Raw genomic sequence first — 21,903 nt, forward strand, 5'->3', positions numbered from 1 at the left:
GCTACTCATCCTGTCTGCTCCTGTCTGCCGCGTTGTGCTCAGAATCGATGGCGAATACCTAGCGTCACGCCGGTCTGGTTCGAGGCAAACGCGGTTTCGTCGGTCACACCGACCGGCGTATAGCTGCCGTTCGCATAGCGTGTCGCCGCCGCGTACGCAACTGTCGCGTACAGATCGGTGCGCTTGGACAGCAGGTAGTCCGCACTCAGCACACCCATCCACGAGTTCGATACGTTGTGCGTCTTGTTCGACTGATAGTAGGTTGCAGCGGTCAGCCGAAACACCGGTGCAAACAGATAGCGCACACCGCCGAACCACAACGCAGCGGACACCGTCGCGCCCTTCGTCGGATTCAGCAGATAGTGCTCGTAGCCGCCCATCACCGAGAGCGCGCCGTTCACGTCGTCGCGAAACGACGCGCTCCAGTTGCGCGTCTTCGACCACAAGCCAGTCGAATTGATCGCGCCGTTGCGGTAGTCGTAGGCCAGCGCCGCCGAGAACCCACCGATGTCGTATTCGAGGCCACCGCCGTACGCCGCGCTGCTCTGGAACGACGTCGCATCGCCGCCGAAGCTGTAGTCCGCAATTGTCGTCAAACCACCGAAGTGCCCGACGTATTTGACCGAATTGTTCAACCGTGCCTTGTACGTGAGATCGTCCGACGAACCGGTGGTCGGAAACCACGTGTACTGCGGCGCATAGCCCATCGGGTCGTAACGCTCGAGTACGTCGTACATCGCGGTGTACTGCAGACCCGCCGACAGCGACCCAAACGCATTCGACAAGCCCACTGCCGCGGTCCGGTTGAACAGCGTGCCGGCTGTCGCATTGGTGCCGTCGTTGCTGTTGATCCCCGCTTCGAGCACGAAGAACGCATGGTTGCCGCCGCCCAGGTCCTCGACGCCGCGAAACCCGAAGCGCGAATTGCTGAGGCCGCCCGAGTTCTCGCGGACCAGGCTGCCGCCATTCGCGCCCGCATGGTTGAGAAACTCGATGTTGGTGTCGATCACCCCGTACAGCGTGACCGACGACTGCGCGTGAGCCGGTATGCAGGCCACCCCGGTAACCGCCGCGACACTCGCGGCAAGGCAGTGCTTCTTCATTGTGCTGTCTCCTGTCGATTGTTTTTGTGCGCATCGGCTGGTACAGCGATGCGTTGGGCACGATCGTAGGAGGGGCCGTGGTAAATGTAAAATACATAATCAATGCCATATCTATACATATAAAATATGGCAAGCAATCGGTCACTGAGGAGCCGCCAACATGGAACTGCGTCACCTGCGTTACTTTCTGGCCGTCGCCGAAGAAGGCCAGTTCACCCGCGCCGCCGAACGCCTCGCGATGCAGCAGCCGCCGCTGTCGCAGCAGGTCCGCCTGCTCGAAGAGGAACTGGGTTTCGATCTGTTCATGCGCCTGCCGCGCGGCGTCGTGCTGACACCGGCGGGCGAGGCGTTTGCGCAGGACGCGCAGCGTCTCATCGAAGGTCTGCAACAGGCCGCCGAACGCGCGAAGCGCATCGCGCGCGGCGAGATCGGCACGGTGGCAATCGGCCTGACCAGTTCGGCGGGTTTTCATCCGCTCACAACCGAAGCGATCCGCGAATTCCGGCGTCTGCATCCCGATGTCGCCGTCGACCTCACCGATCTCAATGCCGCCGAAGTCAACGAGCGGCTTATCACCGGTCTCGTCCACGTCGCGTTTCTGCGCAAACCGGTCGAACGGCCTGCCGGACTATCGTTCGCGATGCTCGACGAAGAACCGATGGTCGTCGTGCTGCCGGACGGTCATCCGCTGCTCAAGCGTCGGCGCGCCACGCCGCCCGAGGTCGCACTCGACACGCTCGCCAACGAGGATTTCATTCTGGTTCGCCGCCCCGGTGCACCAGGCATGTACGCCGACATCCTCACGGCATGCCGGCAAGCGGGCTTCTCGCCGAATATCGCCCGCGAGGTGCCGCGCATGTTGCTGGGCATCCGGCTCGTGGCCGCGGGACTCGGCGTGACGCTGGTGCCCGCGTCGATGCAGCGCTACAGCCAGGTCGGTGTCGTGTATTGCCGGTTGAAGAAACCCCCTGCGCTGACTGCCCCGCTGCACTTCGGTTATCCCGACGCACTTCAGAACGGCACGGCCAGCAATGGTGCGGCGAGCCGCTTTGTCGACTTCGTGCTGGAGCATTACCGGACACGCGGCGCACGCTGAATGCAGCGACGATTCCAGGCGCGCGCTGTCACATCGTGCGTTTTCCGCTACATTGAATGCCGATACGACTACCCGTTCACGGAGCAACGATGGCAGCAGATCAACCCTACTCGCAGACCGCCCCCACACGCGCCGAAGTCGATGCCTTTACCGGCGTGGTGGTGCTCGATTTCGGCACCGACTGGTGCGGCTATTGCCAGGGCGCGCGACCGCTGATCGAAGAAGGTCTGGCGCGCCATCCGGTCGCGCGACATCTGAAGATCGAAGACGGTCCCGGCCGGCCGCTCGGCCGCTCGTTCAAGGTCAAGCTATGGCCGACGCTGATCTTTCTGCGCGACGGCCGCGAAGTTGCGCGCGTCGTGCGCCCGACCGACAGCACATCGATCGAGGATGCCTTCGCCGCGCTGGAGTGATGCCCAGCGAGCGTTGCAGCCGACCGCGTGTTATTGGTTAAGAGGCCGCTTCGATCCCCCATCCGCCGGCTTGTGGAACATCGTCTTGCAGCCCGGGCTCAGCTCGTCGTAATGCGTCTTCATGCACGCGGTGATTTTCTGTTTGTTCGGTATGTCCGACGCGCAGAAATGTAGTGCATCGGCCTTGCAGGCTTTGGTCTGCTCGTCGCGCGACGCGGCATACGCAGCATGTGCGGCCGTCGCCATGACGAGCACGGCGAGCAATGAAGGAATCAGCTTGTAACGCATGATCGGCACCGGAAGTGATGGATGCCACTGCTTCAGCAATTTCCGATCCCGAGGCAACGAACGCCGCACGTCGTCCGCTGGCGCGGCGCCCGTTTTCCGCACCTTTCCCACATGTTCGTAACGCCTGTCGGGGTCCACTGCAGACCCAACAAACCTGACCTATAGTGTGTGCCGGGTTCAAACGCCGGCGCAGCTCGATGCGCCCACATAGTGAGCATTCGCCCTGCGAAGCGACTCACGGCGCGCATGGCATCGGCATTCGATCCCCAACGTAGCCTCTCGATAGACAAACAACCTTGAGCCGGTGCGGACGCGGTCGGTCCGCTACATCACACGGAGAAAAAGATGAGAAAGAGGAAGACAGCGCTGATGGCTGCATTGCTGGCCACAGCGGCGGGTGCCCAGGCGCAGAGCAGCGTCACCTTGTATGGGCGCGTGGATGCAGGTGTGGAATACATGTCAGGCGCACCGACCGGTGCGGGTCCGAACAGCCGCGCGACCGGCAGCGCCAGCCGCTTCCGCGCCGAAAGCGGCGACTGGGGCACGAGCCTGTGGGGCATGAAAGGCACCGAAGATCTGGGCGGCGGTTATGCAGCGGTATTCCATCTGGAAGGCGCGTTCAACACGATGAACGGCCAGGGCAGCAGCGACGGTCTGTTCGATCGCTATGCGACGGTCGGTATCGCGAGTAGTCAGTTCGGTACGTTGCTGCTCGGACGTGAACTGTTCATCTCGAACGGTGTGTGGGACTTCGATCCGTTCGGGCAATCGAACTGGTCGTCGGCGTCGCTGGTACGCGGACGCAACTGGCTGCACTCGAGCAACAACATTTCGTACCAGTCGCCGACTATCGATGGGTTCGACGCGTTCGGACAGTACGCGTTGTCGAATTCGACAAGCTGGAACGGCAATGGCACGACGCCGCAGGGACGCTGGGCCGGGTTGCAGCTTACTTATACGTCACCGCTCTTCCAGGTACGCGGTATCTACGACGAAATCCGCAATTCGCAGAACGGTCAGCTAACCGATCCGTTCACCGCATCGCGCGAATACACGGCGGCCGTTAACGTGTTCCTTGGCAAGTTCAAGATCCAGGGTGCGTACCAGGCGATCCGCACGTCGGGCGGCGACGCAACGGCAGGCGTCGCGCCGACCACGCTCGATCACGAATGGGGTGGCGTGACGTGGCAGGCAACACCAGCTGCGTCACTGATCGCCGCCGTGTATCACGTCAACGCGAACAAGAATGCGGGCAACGCGACGATCTATACGATCGGCGGCACCTACAACCTGTCCAAGCGGACGCTGCTCGACATGCAGATCGCGACGGTGCAGAACAGCAAGTCGGCGAACTTCGGCCTGAATGCGAATGCCGCCGGCGATACGGTGTCGACCGATAACCCGATCGTCGGTCATAGCCAGTCGGGTGTGTATGCTGGTATTCAGCATCTGTTCTGATTGGGTCTGATAGAGGTATCAGTGCGGCCGCTGCGGGTTTTGCGTGGCGGCCGCACCGTTTTTCGAGCTGCTATTTTTTCGCCATCGACAGAAAGCCCTCAGTGAGAAAGCGGATCAGCCGCTCGCACTGCTTCGGGTCGCCCCATGTCGCACCGTGCTTCGACAGCCGTTCGACGCGCCGGTCGGCCACCAGCATCAACAACGCGCCCAGCGCGAACTCATAGCCCCACACCACGGTGTCCCGCTTCGTGCCCGGCAATGCCTTACACATCACATCGATGAAGAGCGTCGCGAGCGGATCGTAATACTCCTGCTGGATCGCGCTCGCCTCCTCGCCGGGCTCCCACATGGTTCGCGCCACCAGCACGGAAAAAGACTCGCCATCCTCATCGGTGCGCAACGCGACCACCGGTTCCGCCCACGCGCGCACGATGTCCTCCACCGCCTGCGGATTGTCGCGCGATGTGTCCACCTCCCGCATGCGCGCCATCCGCTCAGTGATATAGGCCTTGCGATGCTCGAACATCGTTTTGAGCAGTTCGTTTTTCTTGCCGAAGTAATAGCCGACGAGCGCAAATGGCACACCAGCGTGCGCGGCGATGTCCCGCACCGACACGGCGTGATAGCCGTGCTGCGCGATCAGGATTTCCGCGCTGCGCAGAATCTCGGCACGCCGGTCCGGGCGTGACGCCTCTTCCGCAGGGATGACGGACCGATGAGGCCGGGTGCCCGCAGACGGTTTGCGGGCCGACGGCTTACGCCGCGTCGCGGTGTCGGGTTGGAGTCGAGGTCTATTTGCCATGAATCGATCGGGGTTCAGTGACGCGCATGTGGATTCACACACGTACAAATAAAATATTGTACACTCGTGCAAACTTCACTCATACAAGCAATATCGGGTGTTCGGAATCAGGAGACATTGTATGGCCATCTGCTGGAACGCCAACGTGCTGCTGCGTGATAAGCAACGTCCATCCCGGCGTGACCTCGCTCGCGGAGACCGAGCATGCGCATGAACAGCCGCTGGGTCGCGCTCGCGATCATCTTCGTGTCGTTTTTGCAGTTCACGCTCAACTGGTTCAACCTCGTGCCGGCGTTCGGCGGCCTGATTGCGGACCTGCATCTCTCGCTGCCGCAAGTGGGTGTTGTGATCGGCATGTTTATCGCTGGTTACGGGCTCGCGCATATTCCAGGCGGGATGCTCGCCGAAGCGTACGGCATGCGCTTCGCGATGCTCTTCGGTATCGCGGTCGAAACAGCCGGCACCGTTCTGTCAGCCGCGGCGCATAGCTATGACGTGCTGCTGGTCGGGCGGTTTATCTGCGGTGTGGGTGGCTCGGTTTATATCGGCAGTGCGATCGGTCTGACGACCGCCTGGTTCCGCGACCACGAGCTCGCAACAGCCAACGGGCTCATCACCGGTGTCGCGTTTACGGTCGGTGCGTCGCTCGGGTTGTATCTGTGGACCGATATCGTCGCGGCGCTCGGCTGGCGCGCAGCGTTGCTGCTCGGTGCCACCGTGGGAGCGATTACGTTCGTCGCGCTCCTCTGGCTGTTCCCCGTGCCGCTCGATGCACGCGACAGCGCGCGCGGCGTCGCCGGCAATCATCTCAACCTCGCTGCGTTGCGACGCACGTTTGGTAATCGCAACCTGTGGTTGCTCGGGTTGAGTTTTCTGGGCGCTTACGGCAGCTATTTCACCGCTGCCCAACTGCTGCCCGCCTATGGCGTCACGCATCTGCAACTCGAACCCGCCGCAGCGAATTCGCTCGGCGTCGTACTGCTGACAGCGGGCGCCGTCGGCGGCGCAGTGGGTGGCTGGCTCGCGGACAAAGTGTTCGGCGTGATACCGACGATGGTCGGCGCATTGATCATCGAATCCGTCGCGCTCATCCTCATCCCGCATCTTGGCGCCACCGGTCTGCTGATTGCCGCTGCCGCGATCGGCGGAATGGGCATTCTCGCGTTCGTCCCGTGGATCGCCATGCCGGGGCTGTATCGCGACGAGATCGAGTTGTCCGACATACCGACTGCGTGCGGATTGATGCTGACGATCGTCGCAGTTGGCGGCGTAACGCTGCCCGCTCTCTACGGCTGGGTTGCTACCCGCTACGGGTACACAAACGCCTGGACCGCACTTGCCGCGGCATCGTTTGTTTCGATGATGTTCTGTTTTCTGGTGCGCCGGCCCGACACCGCGCACAACGGCAACGCACATGCCGAAGCCGCATTCAAATGACCCGTAAATCACGGACATACGCGCGTCTCGCGTCGTCTTATCATTGTTACTGGAGGTCCCTCGCATCATGATCGAACTCGACGCCACACACGACCCAAAACGGACGAGCTGGGTCGATAGCGCCAACGCGCCCGATACCGATTTCCCGATCCAGAATCTGCCGTTCGGCATCTTTAGCAGCGACCTGGTCACGCCTGCCGTATCGCGCCACTTCGGCATTGCGATCGGCGCGAGCGTGTTCGACGTGACGCGTGCGAAGCAGCTTGGACTGCTCGAAGGACTGGCCGCGAAAGCCGCCGATCTCGCGAGCACCGGTACGCTGAACGCCCTTTTCGCACAAGGCCGGGCGCCATCGCGTGAATTGCGCAAACAGGTTTCGGCGCTGCTCGACGATAAGAGCGCCGAAGGCGCACGCGCCCGTGCGCTGCACGAGCAATTGCTGTATCCCGCTTCCGCCTGCCAGTTGCATTTGCCGACTGCGATCGGTAATTACACCGACTTTTACTCAGGCATTCATCACGCGATCGCGGCCGGCTCGCTACTGACACCTGAGAACCCGCTGCCCGCGAACTACAAGTGGGTACCGATTGCGTATCACGGCCGTGCTTCATCGGTGCGTCCGTCCGGTACGCAGATCCGTCGACCGCATGGTCAGCAAGGCGGCGCAGCCGATCGCGCACCGACCTTCGGCCCGTCGCAGCGGCTCGATTTCGAACTCGAAATGGGCTTCTATGTCGGCGCAGGTAATGTGCTCGGCGAGCCGGTTCCTATAGCGCGAGCCGGCGACCACATCGTTGGCTTCAGCCTGCTCAATGACTGGTCGGCACGCGACGTGCAGCGGTGGGAGATGTTTCCCCTCGGCCCGTTCCTCAGCAAGAATTTCGGCACGTCCGTCTCGCCGTGGGTCGTGACCGCCGATGCACTCGCGCCGTTCCGCGTGCCCGCAATGACACGCCCTGCCTCTGACCCGCAGCCGCTCCCCTATCTGCACGACGCGGTCGATCAGCGCCACGGTGGTATCGATGTCGATCTCAGCGTGCAGTTGTCGACCGATGCGATGCGCGCAGCAGGCTTACCGGCGACCCAGATCATCCATTCGAACGCGCAATACCTGTACTGGACGCCTGCGCAAATGCTCGCGCATCACACTTCGGGCGGCTGCGATCTGCTGCCAGGCGATCTGATCGGTACCGGGACGATTTCCGGGCCGACCCGCGACCAGTTGAGCAGCCTGCTTGAACTGACGTTCGGCGGTACCCAGCCGGTCACGCTGCCCAACGGCGAACAGCGCGCGTTCCTGCAGGACGGCGACGAAATCACTTTTCACGGACGCTGCCAGCGCGCCGGATTCGTCACGATCGGCTTCGGTTCGTGCGTCGGCCGGATTGTCGCGTGACACTTATCGCACCTCCCCCCATATGGAGCACACCATGACGAGACTGATCGACATTTCCATTGCCCTCGATAACGACACGCTTTCCGACCCGCCGTTCATGCGACCTTCGATCGGCTACACGACACACGAAGCCTCGGCCGTCGATCTGATCGCGTCGTTTCCCGGCATGACCGTCGATCAGTTGCCGGACCGGATGGGCTGGGCTGTCGAAACGGTCACGCTATCGACACATAACGGCACGCATATCGACGCGCCCTGGCACTACCACCCGACGATGGACGGCGGCGCGCGCGCCATCGCCATCGACGAAGTCCCGCTCGAATGGTTCATGCAGCCCGGCGTGAAGCTCGATTTCCGCCATCTGCCCGATGGTCATGTTGTGACGCCTGCGGAAATCGATGCCGAGCTGGCGCGTATCGGTCACACGCTGAAGCCGCTTGAAATCGTCGTCGTCAACACGCGCGCCGGCGAACGCTACGGCGAAGCCGACTACATCCATAGTGGTTGCGGCATGGGCCGCGACGCGACGCTGCATCTCACGTCGTTTGGTGTGCGGGTGGTCGGTACCGATGGATGGAGCTGGGACGCGCCGTTTTCTCACACCGCGCGGCGCTATGCAGAAACGGGCGACGCCAGTTTGATCTGGGAAGGCCACAAGGCCGGGCGCGAGGCGGGCTACTGTCAGATCGAGAAGTTGCACAACCTGGAAAGTCTGCCGGCGGATGGTTTTACTGTGGTCTGCTTTCCGGCGAAGATTCGGAACGCCAGTGCGGGGTGGACGCGGGCGGTGGCGATTTTGGCGGATTGAGTGAAGCATTAACACACATATGCCAAATGCATATTTGATTAAATCTGAAGACCGATAAACCCATCCCCCCCGAAATATCAGACCTATCATATTTTTACCGAAGCGATTCGGCACGCTGCTCCAGCAGGTGGAGATGCGCACTTTACGTTCGATCACAGGAGAACGATATGAGTGGCTATCAACGGTGCTACACGGGAGCTCGATGGGTTTTGGGGGTTTCACTACTCATCAGCGGTTCGGTTCTTGCACAAACTTCAACAAGGAACGCTCCATTATCTTCAGGTCAGGAAGTGGGCAATAGTGAAATCGTCACGCTCGATCCTGTTACCCATAAATTGCGGCCCGCTACAGCGGACGAAATCAATCAACTCAAGACATCGGTCGCGCAATCCAGAACGTTTGTAAACGGCGCACCGCTGCCGCGCAATGAAGCCGAGGCGCTGACCACCCTGCGCCCGCTACCGCACGGTGGCTACATCATGCGCATGCCTGAATCGCTAGTCAGCCCGCTGGGAGAACAGCCATGAGCATGCAAAGAAATGGTCTTGCCGCGTTGATCCTGCTAGCGCTAGCCGGCGCGGTTCAAGCCACCCAGATGGTCATCGTCAATGTGGATCAGGCAGGTCTAGGCCTTAACGATCCCACCGTCGTCCAACCGGTAGGCGGCAATCCCGGCACGACGCTGGGTCAACAACGAACGATCGCTTACCAGTACGCCGCGGATGCGTGGGGAAGCGTGATAAACAGCACCGTCCCGATCAAGGTTCAGGCCAGTTTTGCAGCGCTGGCATGCACTGCGACCACCGCCGTATTGGGTTCAGCGCGTAGCGCCTATGTTCTCTATAACTTCAATGCCAGCGCGACCCCCAACACCTGGTATCCCGCAGCGTTGGCCAATGCGGTAAACGGCGCAGATCTGCTTAGCGGCGGTGCGGCTATCGTCAGTAGCTTCAATGCCAATATCGGGCAACCCAATTGCCTCGCCGGCACGACCTGGTATTACGGGCTCGACGACAACGCGCCAGCAGGCACCACCGATTTCATCGACACCGTCATGCACGAAATTGCCCACGGCCTGGGCTTCGCGAGCACGACCAACGTCAGCACAGGTGCATTGCTGAACAATATGAGCGACGTCTTTTCAACGCCGATCTTCGATCACGTTTCCGGTCTGAACTGGAATGCGATGACGACAGCTCAGCGCAAGGCGTCGATCGTCGGTCAGGGGCTGGTGTACGGTGGGCCTACCGTGACGCAGGAAATTCCGCTGGTGCTGTTGAACCGGTTGTCGCTCAACGCGAGGATGGGCGCGTCGACCACGAGCTATTCGATCGGCATGGCGAACTTCGGACCTCCGGCCACCGCCAGTAATTTTGTCGGCCAGGTCTCGGTGGTCAGCGACGGCAGCGCCAACCCGTCGCAAGGCTGTGGGACGTTGATCAATACCGGCAACGGTGGTGATGGCGGCCCGCTTGCAGGCTTGATTGCACTCGCCGTTGCAGGTGGGTGTAACAGCGGCACCAAGGCCTTTCAGGCCCAGCTCGCGGGTGCCAGCGGCATCATCATCGTGAGTAACCAGCCAGGGCCCGCGCCCTACCTCACGGATGGCTACACCAACAATGCGATCCCAACGGTCAGCCTCGCCCAGGCCGACGGTACGAAACTGCAGGGGAGTATTCCAGGCGTCAGTGTGACGCTGGCGACCGTAGCAGGCATGTACCAAGGGGCCGACAACCAGGGCCGAGGCATGATGTACGCACCGCCAGCCTTACAACCGGGCTCGAGCCTGTCGCACTGGGATCTGACGATGCAGCCGCATACGCTGATGGAACCCGTGGCCCAGAGCGGTCAGATGGCGAACCTGAAGCTGGACCTCACTCCCGCGGCGTTGAAAGACATCGGCTGGACGCGCAATACCGCTAACGGTGTGCTGGGTGGTGGACTGCTTTCGGGAGGATTGCTGCCGGCGTGTGACACCGGCGTACCTGCCGTTGCCGCCGGTGGAGCAATCACCGGCGCCAGCATCGTGGCAAGAGCCAATGTCTGTCGGCTCAATCCCGGCCTGCTGGGGACGGAATACATGTCCTGCGTGAATAACTACGCGAGTACGCTGGCTGCACAACACCTGATCACGATGGCCCAGCAACTGCAGGTAGGCGTGTGCGCCACGACAACAGGCATACCGCCGCTCGCAACGAAGACCAAGTAAGTCCATCACATCGGGGTACGCGGCACTTGCATTCTCCACTCATTGTGTGCAACATGCATATATGCATGTTGCACACAATGAGGTGCCCCGATGACCCAGCGCACAGAAAATCTGCTCGGCGTACTGGCCGTGCTGGTCACAGACGAGATGAACGGGCAGGACACGCCGCCCGCACTGGCCGGCGCCACCGCGCGCGCCATGCTGAACGCAATCGGCCAGTACCCGGATTCGTCGATCGAAGTGCTGCGCGAAGCAGTCGACCTGTCTCATCCGGCCGCGGTTCGTGCGGTCGCGGGGCTCGTCGAGGCGGGTCTCGTCGAAAAGAAAACCGGCGACGACCGGCGCTCAGTCGCCCTCGTGCTCACCGCGGCCGGCAAGCGCGAGATGAATCGCGTGCGGTCGGCTCGCGATCGTATGTTGAAGCGCATCGTCGGGCGTCTCGACAATCATGAACGCGTTGCGTTCGAAGACCTGCTGATCAAGATCCTCTGGGAAGAAACCCGCAATCCGGCACACGCTATGCAGTTGTGCCGCTTCTGTGACGACGGCCCTTGTTTAAAGGCCGGTTGTCCGGTCGAGTGTCGCGAGCAAGGGCTGCCGATGCCGCCCCTGAGCGCTTCATGAATGTCCACGCCATGACTGCGGTGAACTGGCGCTCAGTCGCCGCGCTGAACGCGGTGTCGACGTTCGCGCAGATCGCGCAGGCAGGGCTCGGCTTCATGGTGCTGCCGATCTGGCTCGCACATCAAGGACTCGATGCGCCGCGTGCCGGGCAGTTTTCGAGCGCGCAATGTGCGGGCATGCTGGTGGGTCTGCTAGTTGCGCCAACGTTGCTCACTCGCATCGGCGCCAAACAAACGGTGATGCTCGGCCTCGCGGCGACATTCGTTGCGTTTGCCGCGATGGGGTTCGTGAGCTGGCCGCTATGGATCGTGCCTGGCACACTGATCGGCGTCGGTCTGGGCCTGCGCTGGATCGGTAACGAAACCTGGCTGTACGGGCTCGTTCCACCTGAATCGAGCGGCCGCGTAGTCGGTGTACATGAAGCGCTGATCGCGACCTCGGGCGTTATCGCTCCAGCGCTTGCGACGTGGTCCGATGTGGACGGGCGCATCACGTTCGCGGCCGGCGCAGGCTTCACCTTGCTCGCGGCACTGCCTCTGTGGTTCACACCCTATGACAGACGCCGTCACGTTACGCCGCGACGCACGTCGCAGCGCCAATCCGTACCCTCGCGGCGTACGTTGCATACTCTACGATCGTGGCACGTCGAGCCAATCGACGTCATGGTGTGTCTCGGCATGGTCGTCGCTGCGGTCGGCGGCCTCAGCGACGGTGCGCTCTTCGGGCTGCTGCCGCTCTTCGCTGCAGGTCACGGCATGAGCGGTGCGCAAACCGCGACCCTGCTAACCATCCTGGGTGTCGGCTCGATTGCGCTGCAGTTTCCGGTGGGCTGGTTTGCCGATCGCGCAGGGCTAACCGCCGCCGTAGTCAGCGCCGCGGCCGCGAATACGTTGGCCGCACTCGGATTCGTACTTGCGGAATCTTCGTCATGGCAAACGGCGGCAAGCGCGCTGCTGCTGGGTGGTTCGAACAGCGCATTCCTGACGCTTGGCATGGTGGCTGCAGCTTCCGCAGGCGCTGCACAGCCCGGCCGCAGCATGCGCCTGATATCGATGTCGTTCGGCCTTGGGGCGATCGTCGGACCACTCATCGCGGGCTACGCGATGAAGGCATTCGGCAGCGATATGCTGATGTGGCTGCTCGCGCTGCTCAGCGGCGCGCTGACCTTATACGCGCTCGGTGTACGGGAAGGCTCACGGCGCTCAGGTCGAATGTCGTCGCCTGGTTGAGCCTTATTGGTTGCTGGTGTCCGAGGAGCCGGTATGAGCCGCCGCGAGTCGTTCGATCGCGGCGGCTCTACATCGCTAGGGTTTCGTGCGCTGTGTTAGCGTCAACCGTCAGTTAACGGGCGCCAACTTTCTGCTGCCGCCACAGGCACAACACATCGCAAGCAATATGCGCAGCCGCAAGCGCGGTGATCTCGCTCTGATCGTACGCAGGCGCGACCTCGACAACATCGGCCCCGACCAGATTCAGCGCCCCCAGTCCACGCACGATCGCCAGCCCCTGCGCCGACGACAAGCCACCCGCCACCGGCGTACCGGTACCCGGCGCAAAAGCCGGATCGAGACAATCGATATCGAACGTCAGATACGCCGGCCGCGCCCCGACGATCGACACAATGCGCTCCACCGCGGCGCGTACACCATGCTCATGCACCCACGCGGCATCGAGAATATTGATGCCCATGAAATCGTCGTTCCACGTGCGGATACCGACCTGTACCGATGTAGCCGGATCGATCAGTCCGTCCTTGACCGCCTTGTAGAACATCGACCCGTGGTTGAGGCTATCGGGACTGTCGTCGGCCCACGTGTCGCAGTGCGCGTCGAAGTGAATCAGCGACAACGGCTTACCGTACTTCTCCGCATGCGCAATCAGCAGCGGATAGGTGATGTAGTGATCACCGCCGAACGTCAGCATCTTCGCGTTCGAACGCAAGATCGTACGCGCGTGTTCGACGATGGCAGGTTTGATCGTCAGCGGGTTGTGCGCGTCGAACCAGCAATCGCCATAGTCGGTCACGGCGAGATCATCGAACGGATTGAAGCCCCACGGGTACGGATGCAGCTCCGAGAGTTGCACGCTCGCCGCGCGCACAGCGGCAGGCCCGAGACGTGCGCCCGATCTGAAGGTCGTAGCAAGGTCGAGCGGCACGCCCGACACAACGACATCGACACCGTCGAGTTCGCGCGTATAGCGTCGTCGCATGAACGACAGCACGCCCGCATAAGTGTTTTCGATCGAGGAGCCGTAAAGGGACGGACGGCGTATTGCGCCGTCGCCATAGAGCAGTTCGGTCATGGAGTGAACCTGCAGGAACAGGCCGGCGGTATGCGTTACGTCGTAGTGAGCATCGCCGCCGGCGACGGATTCATTGGGAACGCGAATCCTTTAGCGCAACCTGACGAGCGTGGATTTCAGCTCGGTGTACTTCTCCAGTGCGTGCAACGACTTGTCGCGGCCGTTGCCCGATTGTTTGTAACCGCCGAACGGGAAATTCATGTCGCCCCCTTCGTCGTAGCAGTTGACCCATACCGTTCCGGCTCGCAAGCTGCGCGCGACTTCGTGTGCAGTAGTCAGATTGGCGGTCCACACAGCGGCGGCAAGACCGTAGTCGCTGTCATTCGCAATCTGTACCGCTTCTTCCACGCTATCGAACGTAATCACCGACAGCACCGGCCCGAAAATTTCTTCACGTGCGATCTTCGCGTCGGGCTTCACATCGAACACAGTCGGCTCGATATAAAAGCCACCGCTCTCCTGCTTCACAGGCGAACCACCCAGCAGCAATTTCGCTTCCGCGCGACCGGCCTCGATATAACCGAGCACACGATCGAGCTGCACCTGATCGACGATTGCGCCCATCGACGTCTGCGGATCGAGCGGATTGCCCGGTGTATACCCACGTGCAGCCACCGCGAGCCGTTCAAGAAACGCATCCTTGATGTCACGATGCACGAGCAGACGCGAACCCGCCGTACACATCTCGCCCATGTTGTAGAAAATCGCACCTGCCGCAGCGTTAGCCGCGCGATCGAGATCTGGACAATCGGGCAACACGATGTTCGGCGACTTGCCGCCCAGTTCGAGCCACACGCGTTTCAGATTCGATTGCCCGGCGTACTGCATGATCAGCTTGCCGACATTCGTCGATCCGGTGAACGCGAGGCAATCGACATCCGCATGCAGCGCGAGCAGCTTGCCCGGCTCGCCGCCGCCCGGCACGACGTTGAAGACACCGGCCGGAATGCCCGCGTCGAGCGCGAGCTGGGCGACGCGGATCGCGGTGAGCGGCGATTTCTCCGACGGTTTGAGCACGACACTGTTGCCCGCTGCAAGCGCTGGACCGAATTTCCACGCGGCCATTAGCAGCGGAAAATTCCACGGTACGACCGCTGCCACGACACCAATCGGCTCGCGCGTGACGAGACCGACCAGATGATGATCGGACGGCACCACCTCGCCGCCCACCTTATCGATCGCTTCGGCATACCACTCGACGCAATACGCCGCGCCCGGCACGTCGACGCTCGTCGTGTCGGCGATCGGCTTGCCAGCATCGAGCGTTTCGAGCAGCGACAGTTCGTCGCGATGCTCGCGCATCAGCTTGGCCCAGCGCAGCAGCACCGACTTGCGCTTACGCGGATTGAGACCGGACCACACGCGTGCATCGAACGCACGGCGCGCGGCGGCGACTGCGGCATCGACATCCGCGGCGCCGCTATCGGCCACCTTCGCGAGCAGCTTGCCGTCGATCGGGCTCACGCAGTCGAACGTACGCCCATCGTGCGCATCGCGATACGCACCATCGATAAACGCGCGGCCTTCGATCGAAAGCGTAGCGGCCTTGTCCTGCCAGTAAGCCAGTGATTTCGTGTCCATCGGGATGCCTCAATGTTGTGAGTACAGCGAACGCGTTGGCGCGGCCTAGAAGGTTGGTGGCGAATTGGCCGACACGACTTCGCAGACCTGCTCCGCGCTGGGATTGCGAAAACGGTGTGGAAAACGGCTCTCGAAGTAATAGCTGTCACCGGGATCAAGCAGCCATGTCGTTTCGTTGACGGTCAGCTCGAGCTGACCGCTCACCACGATGCCGCCCTCATGCCCTGCGTGCTGCAGCATCTCCGGGCCGGTATCGGAAAGCGGCTGATACACCTCGCGCATGATGCACATGTTGCGGTCCTTCATGCCGGAACCCGCGAGGTAGAACTCGATCGATTCATTGCCGAGATTCGGCATATCCACGCGGCGCGACACAACACCACGACTCGCCTCCACTTCGAACGTGAAGAATTCGGCGAGGCTCATCGGAATCGACTCGAGCAGTTTCTTCAGCGAACCCACCGACGGGCTCACGCGATTCTGCTCGATCAGCGAGATCGTGCCGTTCGTCACGCCCGCGCGTTTGGCCAGCTCGCGCTGCGACAGACCATGCTTCTTGCGGATGTACTGCAGGCGGGTCGCTACTTCGATGGACATCGATACGCTCGTAGAACAAAGGGGCGGGCGCGAAATGCGGCACGCGAGTGTTGAATATTCTAATCACTTTATTGCATGCGCTGCCTGGGAAAACCCCGAAAGCCAAGCGAAATAATCGCTTCCGCAAGCGCCATTCCCATCCTGCATAGTCAGGTAGAATGCCTCGGGTAAGCCCTGATGAAGGTTTCGCAAAAAGCATTTGACGGCATTTTTGACTCGTATATCCTGAACTACAGGTCGTCGTCATGCGGTCGTCAGCGCCTCCCTGCAAAGCTTTTGCGGTGCAGCGAAACTGCCGGGCCGCACCATGAACGACAAGACCGGCGTCACGTTTCTTTAAACGCCCTGTGCGTTGTATCGAGCGAGACGTTCAACACTGTCAACGCCAAGTCGAGTGTAATCGTGAGAGTCCGAGGCCCTTTGGTAAGGTGGGATCGTAGTCAGCCGGCGAGAAGTCTTCGCGCTGACCGCACCATCGCCGACGGCAGCAGCGGCAGGCTTGCGTTTCGCCGGTTTCTGTCCGTCTTCACGATCCTTTCCCGCCGTTCCGTTCGCCGTCACAACGCTATTTCTGCGCGCGCGTTTATCGCTGTGCGCACCGACGAAGTCGCGTCGCTGCTGCCGTAGCGCCTTTCTTTTTTAGCCGTTCGCTTCGTTCGTCTGCGTCAGCGCGCTGTGCGTTTTTTACGCCGGTGTTAGCACGCGGTTACGTGCCGCCTGTGCAGTCTGTGCGGCGCACTCGAACGAAGCGAACGGCTCATCTGTTTATCACGCGCGGCACGGTCCGCTGACGACCTCCGCCCGCCTCTTCCGGTGGCCTGGCGCTCTGCGCACGGCAGCGGAATCGTGCCGCGCATACGGTGCAGCGCAAGCCGCACCGCGTTCAATCCAGATACTGCAACGCGCCATGCAAACCAGACCAGTCGTCGGTATCAGCGCCGACAGAAACATGATGGGTGTGCACCCGTCGCACATGACCGGCGAAAAGTACATCGCCGCGATCGTCGACGGATCGCAGGCCCTTGCGCTGCTGCTGCCCGCGCTCGGCGACCGGCAGGCCAGCGCCGACATCCTGCAGGCGGTCGACGGGCTGCTGTTTACCGGCAGCTATTCGAACGTCGAGCCGCAGCGTTACGGCGGTCATGCAAGCGCACCCGGCACGTTGCACGATCCCGCCCGCGACGCAACGACGCTGCCGCTGATGCGCGCGGCCATCGCTGCGGGTGTACCGGTACTCGCGATTTGCAGGGGGTTTCAGGAAATGAACGTGGTATTCGGCGGCACGCTGCATCAAAGCGTCCACACGGTGGAAGGTCTCGACGACCACCGTGAAAACAAGGAGGACACGCTGGACACGCAGTACGGACCGTCCCATTCGCTGCAGTTGACGCCAGGCGGCGTGCTGCAGCAGCTCGCAGCGGGTGCCGCGCAGGTGCGCGTCAATTCGCTGCATGGCCAGGGTATCGAGCGGCTTGGCGCCGGTCTCGTGACCGAAGCCGTAGCGCCGGACGGTCTGATTGAAGCGGTGAGCGTCGAGGGCGCGCGCGCCTTTACGCTCGGTGTGCAGTGGCATCCGGAATGGAAGTTTGCTGCCGACCCGCTTTCCACAGCGATATTCCGCGCGTTCGGCGATGCTTGCCGGGCTCGAATACGGAACAGGGCCGGAGCCCTGAGCGCAGGCTGAGTGCGGCATCCGCTGCTGCCAGCCTTGCGGTCAACCGGCCCGAGAAAACCTAGAGAGATAAATCATGCATGAGATCGACGAATTCCTGAAGAAGCATCGCATCACCGAGATCGAAGCGATCATCCCCGACATGGCGGGTATCGCGCGCGGCAAGATCATTCCGCGCAGCAAGTTCGAATCCGGAGAATCGATGCGCCTGCCCCAGGCCGTGATGATCCAGACCGTTACCGGCGACTACCCGGAAGACGGTACGCTCACCGGCGTCACCGATCCCGACATGGTGTGCGTCCCCGATCCATCCACGATCCGCATCATCCCGTGGGCCGTCGACCCAACCGCGCAGGTCATCCACGATTGCGTCCACTTCGACGGTACGCCGGTCGAAATCTCGCCGCGCCGCGTGTTGCGCCGCGTGCTCGAGCTGTACAAGGCGAAGGGCTGGAAGCCGGTCGTCGCGCCGGAACTCGAGTTCTACCTGGTCGACATGAACAAGGACCCCGACCTGCCGCTGCAACCGCCGATCGGCCGTACCGGTCGTCCGGAAACCGGGCGTCAGGCGTATTCGATCGAAGCGGTCAACGAGTTCGATCCGCTCTTCGAAGACATCTACGAGTACTGCGACGTCCAGGAACTGGAAGTCGACACGCTGATCCACGAAGTCGGCGCGGCGCAGATGGAAATCAACTTCATGCACGGCGATCCGCTCAATCTCGCCGACCGCGTGTTCCTGTTCAAGCGCACGGTACGCGAGGCTGCGCTGCGGCATCACATGTACGCGACGTTCATGGCAAAGCCGATGGAAAACGAACCCGGCTCGGCCATGCACATCCACCAGAGCCTCATCGACGAGGAAAGCGGTCAGAGCGTCTTCACTGGCCCGGACGGCAAGCCGACCGAGCTGTTCCACAGCTACATCGCCGGGCTGCAGAAATACACCCCCGCGCTGATGCCGATCTTCGCGCCGTACATCAACTCGTATCGCCGGTTGTCGCGCTTCATGGCTGCACCGATCAACGTGCAGTGGGGCTACGACAACCGCACGGTCGGCTTCCGTATTCCGCATTCGGGACCGGCCGCGCGCCGCGTCGAAAACCGCATTCCGGGCGTGGACTGCAACCCGTACCTCGCGATCGCCGCGACGCTGGCGGCCGGTTATCTCGGCATGACCCAGAAGCTCAAGCCCACCGAACCGCTCACCACCGACGGCTACGAACAGCCCTATCAGTTGCCGCGCAATCTCGAAGAGGGACTGACCTTGATGGGCGCCTGCGAACCGATGGCCGGCATTCTCGGCGAACCGTTCGTGAAGGCGTACCTCGCCTTGAAGGAAACCGAATATGGCGCGTTCTTCCGCGTGATCAGTTCGTGGGAACGCCGGCATCTGCTGCTGCACGTCTGATCGACCGGCGTATGGCGCTCAAAGAAATGGAGGCAACATGAGTTACAGAATCGAAGATTCCGCGTATATCCTGCCCGCGCAACCCGCGGGCGGCCAGACACTGCCCTCGCGCAGCACCGCCGAATACCGCGCGCTCGATGCCGCGCACCACATCCACCCGTTCTCCGACATGGGTGCGCTGAACCGCGCAGGCAGCCGTGTGATCGTCAAGGCGAAGGGCGTGTACCTGTGGGATTCGGACGGCAACAAGATCATCGACGGCATGGCCGGCCTGTGGTGCGTGAACGTCGGCTACGGCCGCAAGGAACTCGCCGAAGCCGCATACGGGCAGATGATGGAACTGCCGTTCTACAACACGTTCTTCAAGACTACGCATCCGCCGGTCATCGAACTGTCGGCGCTGCTCGCCGAACTGACACCCGAGCCGTTCAATCACTTCTTCTATTGCAACAGCGGGTCGGAAGGCAACGACACGGTCCTGCGCATCGTCCATCAATACTGGTTCACGCAAGGCAAGCAGTCGAAGAAGTATGTGATCTCGCGGCGCAACGGCTATCACGGCTCGACGATCGCGGGCGGCACGCTCGGCGGCATGGGTTACATGCACGAGCAGATGCCGTCGAAGGTCGAGCACATCGTGCATATCGACCAGCCGTATTTCTTCGGCGAAGCCGAGGGCAATCTCACGCCGGAAGAGTTTGGCCTCGCTCGTGCGCAGCAGCTCGAAGCGAAGATCCTCGAACTCGGCGCGGAGAACGTCGCCGCGTTTATCGGTGAGCCTTTCCAGGGGGCGGGCGGCGTGATCTTCCCACCGTCTACCTACTGGCCGGAAATCCAGCGCATCTGCCGCAAGTACGACATCCTGCTCGTCGCCGATGAGGTGATCGGCGGGTTCGGGCGCACCGGCGAATGGTTCTCGCATCAGCACTTCGGCTTCGAACCCGACCTGATCACGCTGGCAAAAGGGCTGACCAGTGGCTACGTGCCAATGGGCGCAGTCGGCCTGCACGATCGCATCGCGAAGGCGATCATCGAGCACGGCGAGTTCAACCACGGCCTCACCTACTCCGGGCACCCGGTCGCGGCTGCGGTTGCGGTCGCCAACCTGAGGCTGCTGCGCGACGAGAAGATCGTCGAGCGCGTGAAGACCGACACCGGTCCTTACTTCCAGAAGCTGCTGCGCGACACCTTCGCGCAACATCCGATCGTCGGCGACATTGCCGGTGTCGGACTCGTCGCGGGTCTGCAACTCGCGCAGGAACCGAAGACGAGAAAGCGTTTTGCCAACGGCGGCGAGGTCGGCACGATCTGCCGCGACTTCTGCTTCAACGGCAACCTCATCATGCGCGCGACCGGCGACCGGATGCTGCTGTCGCCGCCGCTCGTCATCACGAAGCAGGAAATCGACGAGATCGTGTCGAAGGCGAAGAAGGCTCTCGACTCAACCGCACAGCAAGTAGGTGTTTCGTAACGGCAGTCCATCCCGGCATGCGCGCGCCACACCCCACACGCGACACGCGCTCTGCCGGGTCCTTACCTTCAAAGGAAAAACCATGAGCGCTAGTCAATCTGGACGTCCTCCTCGTCTTGCGGTCGCGGGGGCCGCGCTGGCTGTTATTGCCGGGCTTTGCACCGTGCTGCCGCCACCGGCCCGCGCCGCCGATACCGAACTGAACGTCTACAACTGGTCCGACTACATCGCGAAGGACACGATTCCGAACTTCGAAAAAGAGACCGGCATCCATGTGAAGTACGACAACTACGACAGCGACGACACGCTGCAGGCAAAACTTCTGGCAGGGAGTTCCGGCTACGACATCGTGGTGCCGACGTCGAACTACATGGCCAAGCAGATTCAGGCGGGCGTCTATCAGAAGCTCGACAAGGCGCAGATGCCGAACCTGAAGAATCTCGATCCCGTCCTGATGAAGATGATTGCCGATGCCGACCCCGGCAATCAGTACGGCGTGCCGTGGGCATACGGCACCGATGGCGTCGGCTATAACGTCCAGGCCGTGCAGAAAGCGCTCGGCGCGAATGCACCGGTGGATAGCTGGGCACTGGTGCTCGATCCAGCCAACCTCTCCAAGCTAAAGAGCTGCGGCGTTTCGTTCCTCGACCAGGCGGTCGACGTGTTTGCCGCGACACTCCAGTACATGCATAAAGACCCGAACAGCACGAACCCCGCCGACTACCAGGCCGCGTTCGAAGTGCTGAAGAAAGTCCGCCCCTACATCACGCAATTCAACTCGTCGGGCTATATCAACGACCTCGCAAACAATGACGTCTGCGTCGCGCTCGGCTGGTCCGGCGACGTCGGGATCGCGCGCCGCCGCACTCAGGAAGCGAAGCGCTCGTATGAAATCAAGTTCTCGAACGCGAAGGAAGGCGGCCTGCTGTGGTTCGACGTGATGGTCGTGCCGAAGGATGCACCGCACGCGGAAGCCGCGATGAAGTGGATCAACTACATCGAGGACCCGAAGGTCAACGCCGCGATCACCAACGAAGTGTTTTATCCGACCGCCAACAAGGCTGCGCGTCAGTTCGTGACGCCGGGTGTATCGGGGGACACCACCGTCTATCCGGGCGACGAAGTGCTGAGCAAGATGACCTTGATGCGGCCGATGCCGACGGACATCCTGCGGCTGCAGAACCGCCTGTGGGCGCAATTGAAAACTGGCCACTGAGAGAGCGGTGGTCAACG

General features: G+C 61.8%; 21 protein-coding genes. 15 read left to right on the plus strand and 6 right to left on the minus strand.

Going from position 1 to position 21,903, the window contains the following annotated elements; translation table 11 throughout:
* Window positions 1–38: 38 nt before the first annotated feature.
* Complete coding sequence (locus BWP39_RS23805) at window positions 39–1,103, minus strand: porin (protein ID WP_096724666.1); 1,065 nt, start codon at window positions 1,101–1,103, stop codon at window positions 39–41.
* Window positions 1,104–1,263: 160 nt separating this feature from the next.
* Between BWP39_RS23805 and BWP39_RS23810 the strand changes: the two genes are divergently transcribed.
* Together BWP39_RS23810 and BWP39_RS23815 are read left to right on the plus strand one after the other, a co-directional pair.
* A complete protein-coding gene (locus BWP39_RS23810; RefSeq protein WP_096724668.1) occupies window positions 1,264–2,199 on the plus strand; it encodes a LysR family transcriptional regulator in 936 nt (311 codons plus the stop codon).
* 89 nt (window positions 2,200–2,288) lie between these two features.
* The gene (locus BWP39_RS23815) at window positions 2,289–2,612 is read left to right on the plus strand and encodes a thioredoxin family protein (RefSeq protein WP_096724670.1); all 324 of its coding nucleotides are present in this window, start codon (window positions 2,289–2,291) and stop codon (window positions 2,610–2,612) included.
* A gap of 30 nt (window positions 2,613–2,642) precedes the next feature.
* On the opposite strand, the gene BWP39_RS23820 is transcribed toward BWP39_RS23815, so the two are convergent.
* Window positions 2,643–2,900 carry a hypothetical protein gene (locus BWP39_RS23820; RefSeq protein WP_096726132.1) on the minus strand — a complete coding sequence of 86 codons (258 nt, stop codon included), beginning with the start codon at window positions 2,898–2,900 and terminating at the stop codon, window positions 2,643–2,645.
* Between the two features lie 345 nt (window positions 2,901–3,245).
* On the opposite strand from BWP39_RS23820, the gene BWP39_RS23825 reads away from it, so the two are divergent.
* The gene (locus tag BWP39_RS23825; protein WP_096724673.1) at window positions 3,246–4,358 is read left to right on the plus strand and encodes a porin; all 1,113 of its coding nucleotides are present in this window, start codon (window positions 3,246–3,248) and stop codon (window positions 4,356–4,358) included.
* Between the two features lie 70 nt (window positions 4,359–4,428).
* On the opposite strand, the gene BWP39_RS23830 is transcribed toward BWP39_RS23825, so the two are convergent.
* The gene (locus tag BWP39_RS23830) at window positions 4,429–5,160 is read right to left on the minus strand and encodes a TetR/AcrR family transcriptional regulator (RefSeq protein WP_096724675.1); all 732 of its coding nucleotides are present in this window, start codon (window positions 5,158–5,160) and stop codon (window positions 4,429–4,431) included.
* Between the two features lie 210 nt (window positions 5,161–5,370).
* Here BWP39_RS23830 and BWP39_RS23835 point away from each other — a divergent pair, with 210 nt between their 5' ends.
* From BWP39_RS23835 to BWP39_RS23865, 7 genes are all read left to right on the plus strand, one after another.
* Complete coding sequence (locus BWP39_RS23835; RefSeq protein ID WP_157915176.1) at window positions 5,371–6,597, plus strand: MFS transporter; 1,227 nt, start codon at window positions 5,371–5,373, stop codon at window positions 6,595–6,597.
* A 67-nt stretch (window positions 6,598–6,664) separates the two neighbouring features.
* Window positions 6,665–7,993, plus strand: coding sequence for a fumarylacetoacetase (fahA, locus tag BWP39_RS23840; protein ID WP_207557066.1), 1,329 nt, complete (start codon window positions 6,665–6,667; stop codon window positions 7,991–7,993).
* Between the two features lie 34 nt (window positions 7,994–8,027).
* Window positions 8,028–8,801 carry a cyclase family protein gene (locus BWP39_RS23845; RefSeq protein ID WP_096726134.1) on the plus strand — a complete coding sequence of 258 codons (774 nt, stop codon included), beginning with the start codon at window positions 8,028–8,030 and terminating at the stop codon, window positions 8,799–8,801.
* Window positions 8,802–8,968: 167 nt separating this feature from the next.
* Complete coding sequence (locus BWP39_RS23850) at window positions 8,969–9,328, plus strand: hypothetical protein (protein ID WP_133116923.1); 360 nt, start codon at window positions 8,969–8,971, stop codon at window positions 9,326–9,328.
* Complete coding sequence (locus tag BWP39_RS23855; protein WP_096724681.1) at window positions 9,325–11,010, plus strand: PA domain-containing protein; 1,686 nt, start codon at window positions 9,325–9,327, stop codon at window positions 11,008–11,010. The genes BWP39_RS23850 and BWP39_RS23855 overlap by 4 nt, the downstream gene beginning before the upstream one ends.
* Window positions 11,011–11,100: 90 nt before the next feature.
* The gene (locus BWP39_RS23860) at window positions 11,101–11,634 is read left to right on the plus strand and encodes a MarR family winged helix-turn-helix transcriptional regulator (protein WP_096724683.1); all 534 of its coding nucleotides are present in this window, start codon (window positions 11,101–11,103) and stop codon (window positions 11,632–11,634) included.
* Window positions 11,631–12,863, plus strand: coding sequence for an MFS transporter (locus BWP39_RS23865; RefSeq protein ID WP_096724685.1), 1,233 nt, complete (start codon window positions 11,631–11,633; stop codon window positions 12,861–12,863). The genes BWP39_RS23860 and BWP39_RS23865 overlap by 4 nt, the downstream gene beginning before the upstream one ends.
* A 112-nt stretch (window positions 12,864–12,975) precedes the next feature.
* Here BWP39_RS23865 and speB read toward each other — a convergent pair whose 3' ends face one another.
* The 3 genes from speB to BWP39_RS23880 all read right to left on the minus strand — a co-directional run bounded on the left by speB (window position 12,976) and on the right by BWP39_RS23880 (window position 16,116).
* Entirely contained in the window at window positions 12,976–13,938 is a 963-nt protein-coding gene (gene speB / locus BWP39_RS23870) for an agmatinase (RefSeq protein WP_096724687.1), read from the minus strand.
* Between the two features lie 90 nt (window positions 13,939–14,028).
* Window positions 14,029–15,519 carry an aldehyde dehydrogenase gene (locus tag BWP39_RS23875; protein ID WP_096724689.1) on the minus strand — a complete coding sequence of 497 codons (1,491 nt, stop codon included), beginning with the start codon at window positions 15,517–15,519 and terminating at the stop codon, window positions 14,029–14,031.
* Between the two features lie 45 nt (window positions 15,520–15,564).
* The gene (locus BWP39_RS23880) at window positions 15,565–16,116 is read right to left on the minus strand and encodes a cupin domain-containing protein (protein WP_096724691.1); all 552 of its coding nucleotides are present in this window, start codon (window positions 16,114–16,116) and stop codon (window positions 15,565–15,567) included.
* Window positions 16,117–16,518: 402 nt separating this feature from the next.
* Here BWP39_RS23880 and BWP39_RS32410 point away from each other — a divergent pair, with 402 nt between their 5' ends.
* The 5 genes from BWP39_RS32410 to BWP39_RS23905 all read left to right on the plus strand — a co-directional run bounded on the left by BWP39_RS32410 (window position 16,519) and on the right by BWP39_RS23905 (window position 21,886).
* Window positions 16,519–16,743 carry a hypothetical protein gene (locus tag BWP39_RS32410; protein ID WP_235851505.1) on the plus strand — a complete coding sequence of 75 codons (225 nt, stop codon included), beginning with the start codon at window positions 16,519–16,521 and terminating at the stop codon, window positions 16,741–16,743.
* 280 nt (window positions 16,744–17,023) lie between these two features.
* Window positions 17,024–17,800 (plus strand): gamma-glutamyl-gamma-aminobutyrate hydrolase family protein, encoded by a 777-nt coding sequence (locus BWP39_RS23890; RefSeq protein WP_096724695.1) that lies wholly within the window; start codon window positions 17,024–17,026, stop codon window positions 17,798–17,800.
* A 64-nt stretch (window positions 17,801–17,864) separates the two neighbouring features.
* Window positions 17,865–19,199: a glutamine synthetase family protein gene (locus BWP39_RS23895; protein ID WP_096724697.1), complete on the plus strand. Its 1,335-nt coding sequence runs from the start codon at window positions 17,865–17,867 to the stop codon at window positions 19,197–19,199.
* 37 nt (window positions 19,200–19,236) lie between these two features.
* Entirely contained in the window at window positions 19,237–20,670 is a 1,434-nt protein-coding gene (locus BWP39_RS23900) for an aspartate aminotransferase family protein (protein WP_096724699.1), read from the plus strand.
* Between the two features lie 82 nt (window positions 20,671–20,752).
* Window positions 20,753–21,886, plus strand: coding sequence for a polyamine ABC transporter substrate-binding protein (locus BWP39_RS23905; RefSeq protein WP_096724701.1), 1,134 nt, complete (start codon window positions 20,753–20,755; stop codon window positions 21,884–21,886).
* Window positions 21,887–21,903 lie beyond the last annotated feature (17 nt).

It is taken from the genome of Paraburkholderia acidicola (assembly GCF_002362315.1).
In the GTDB taxonomy this organism is placed as follows: domain Bacteria; phylum Pseudomonadota; class Gammaproteobacteria; order Burkholderiales; family Burkholderiaceae; genus Paraburkholderia; species Paraburkholderia acidicola.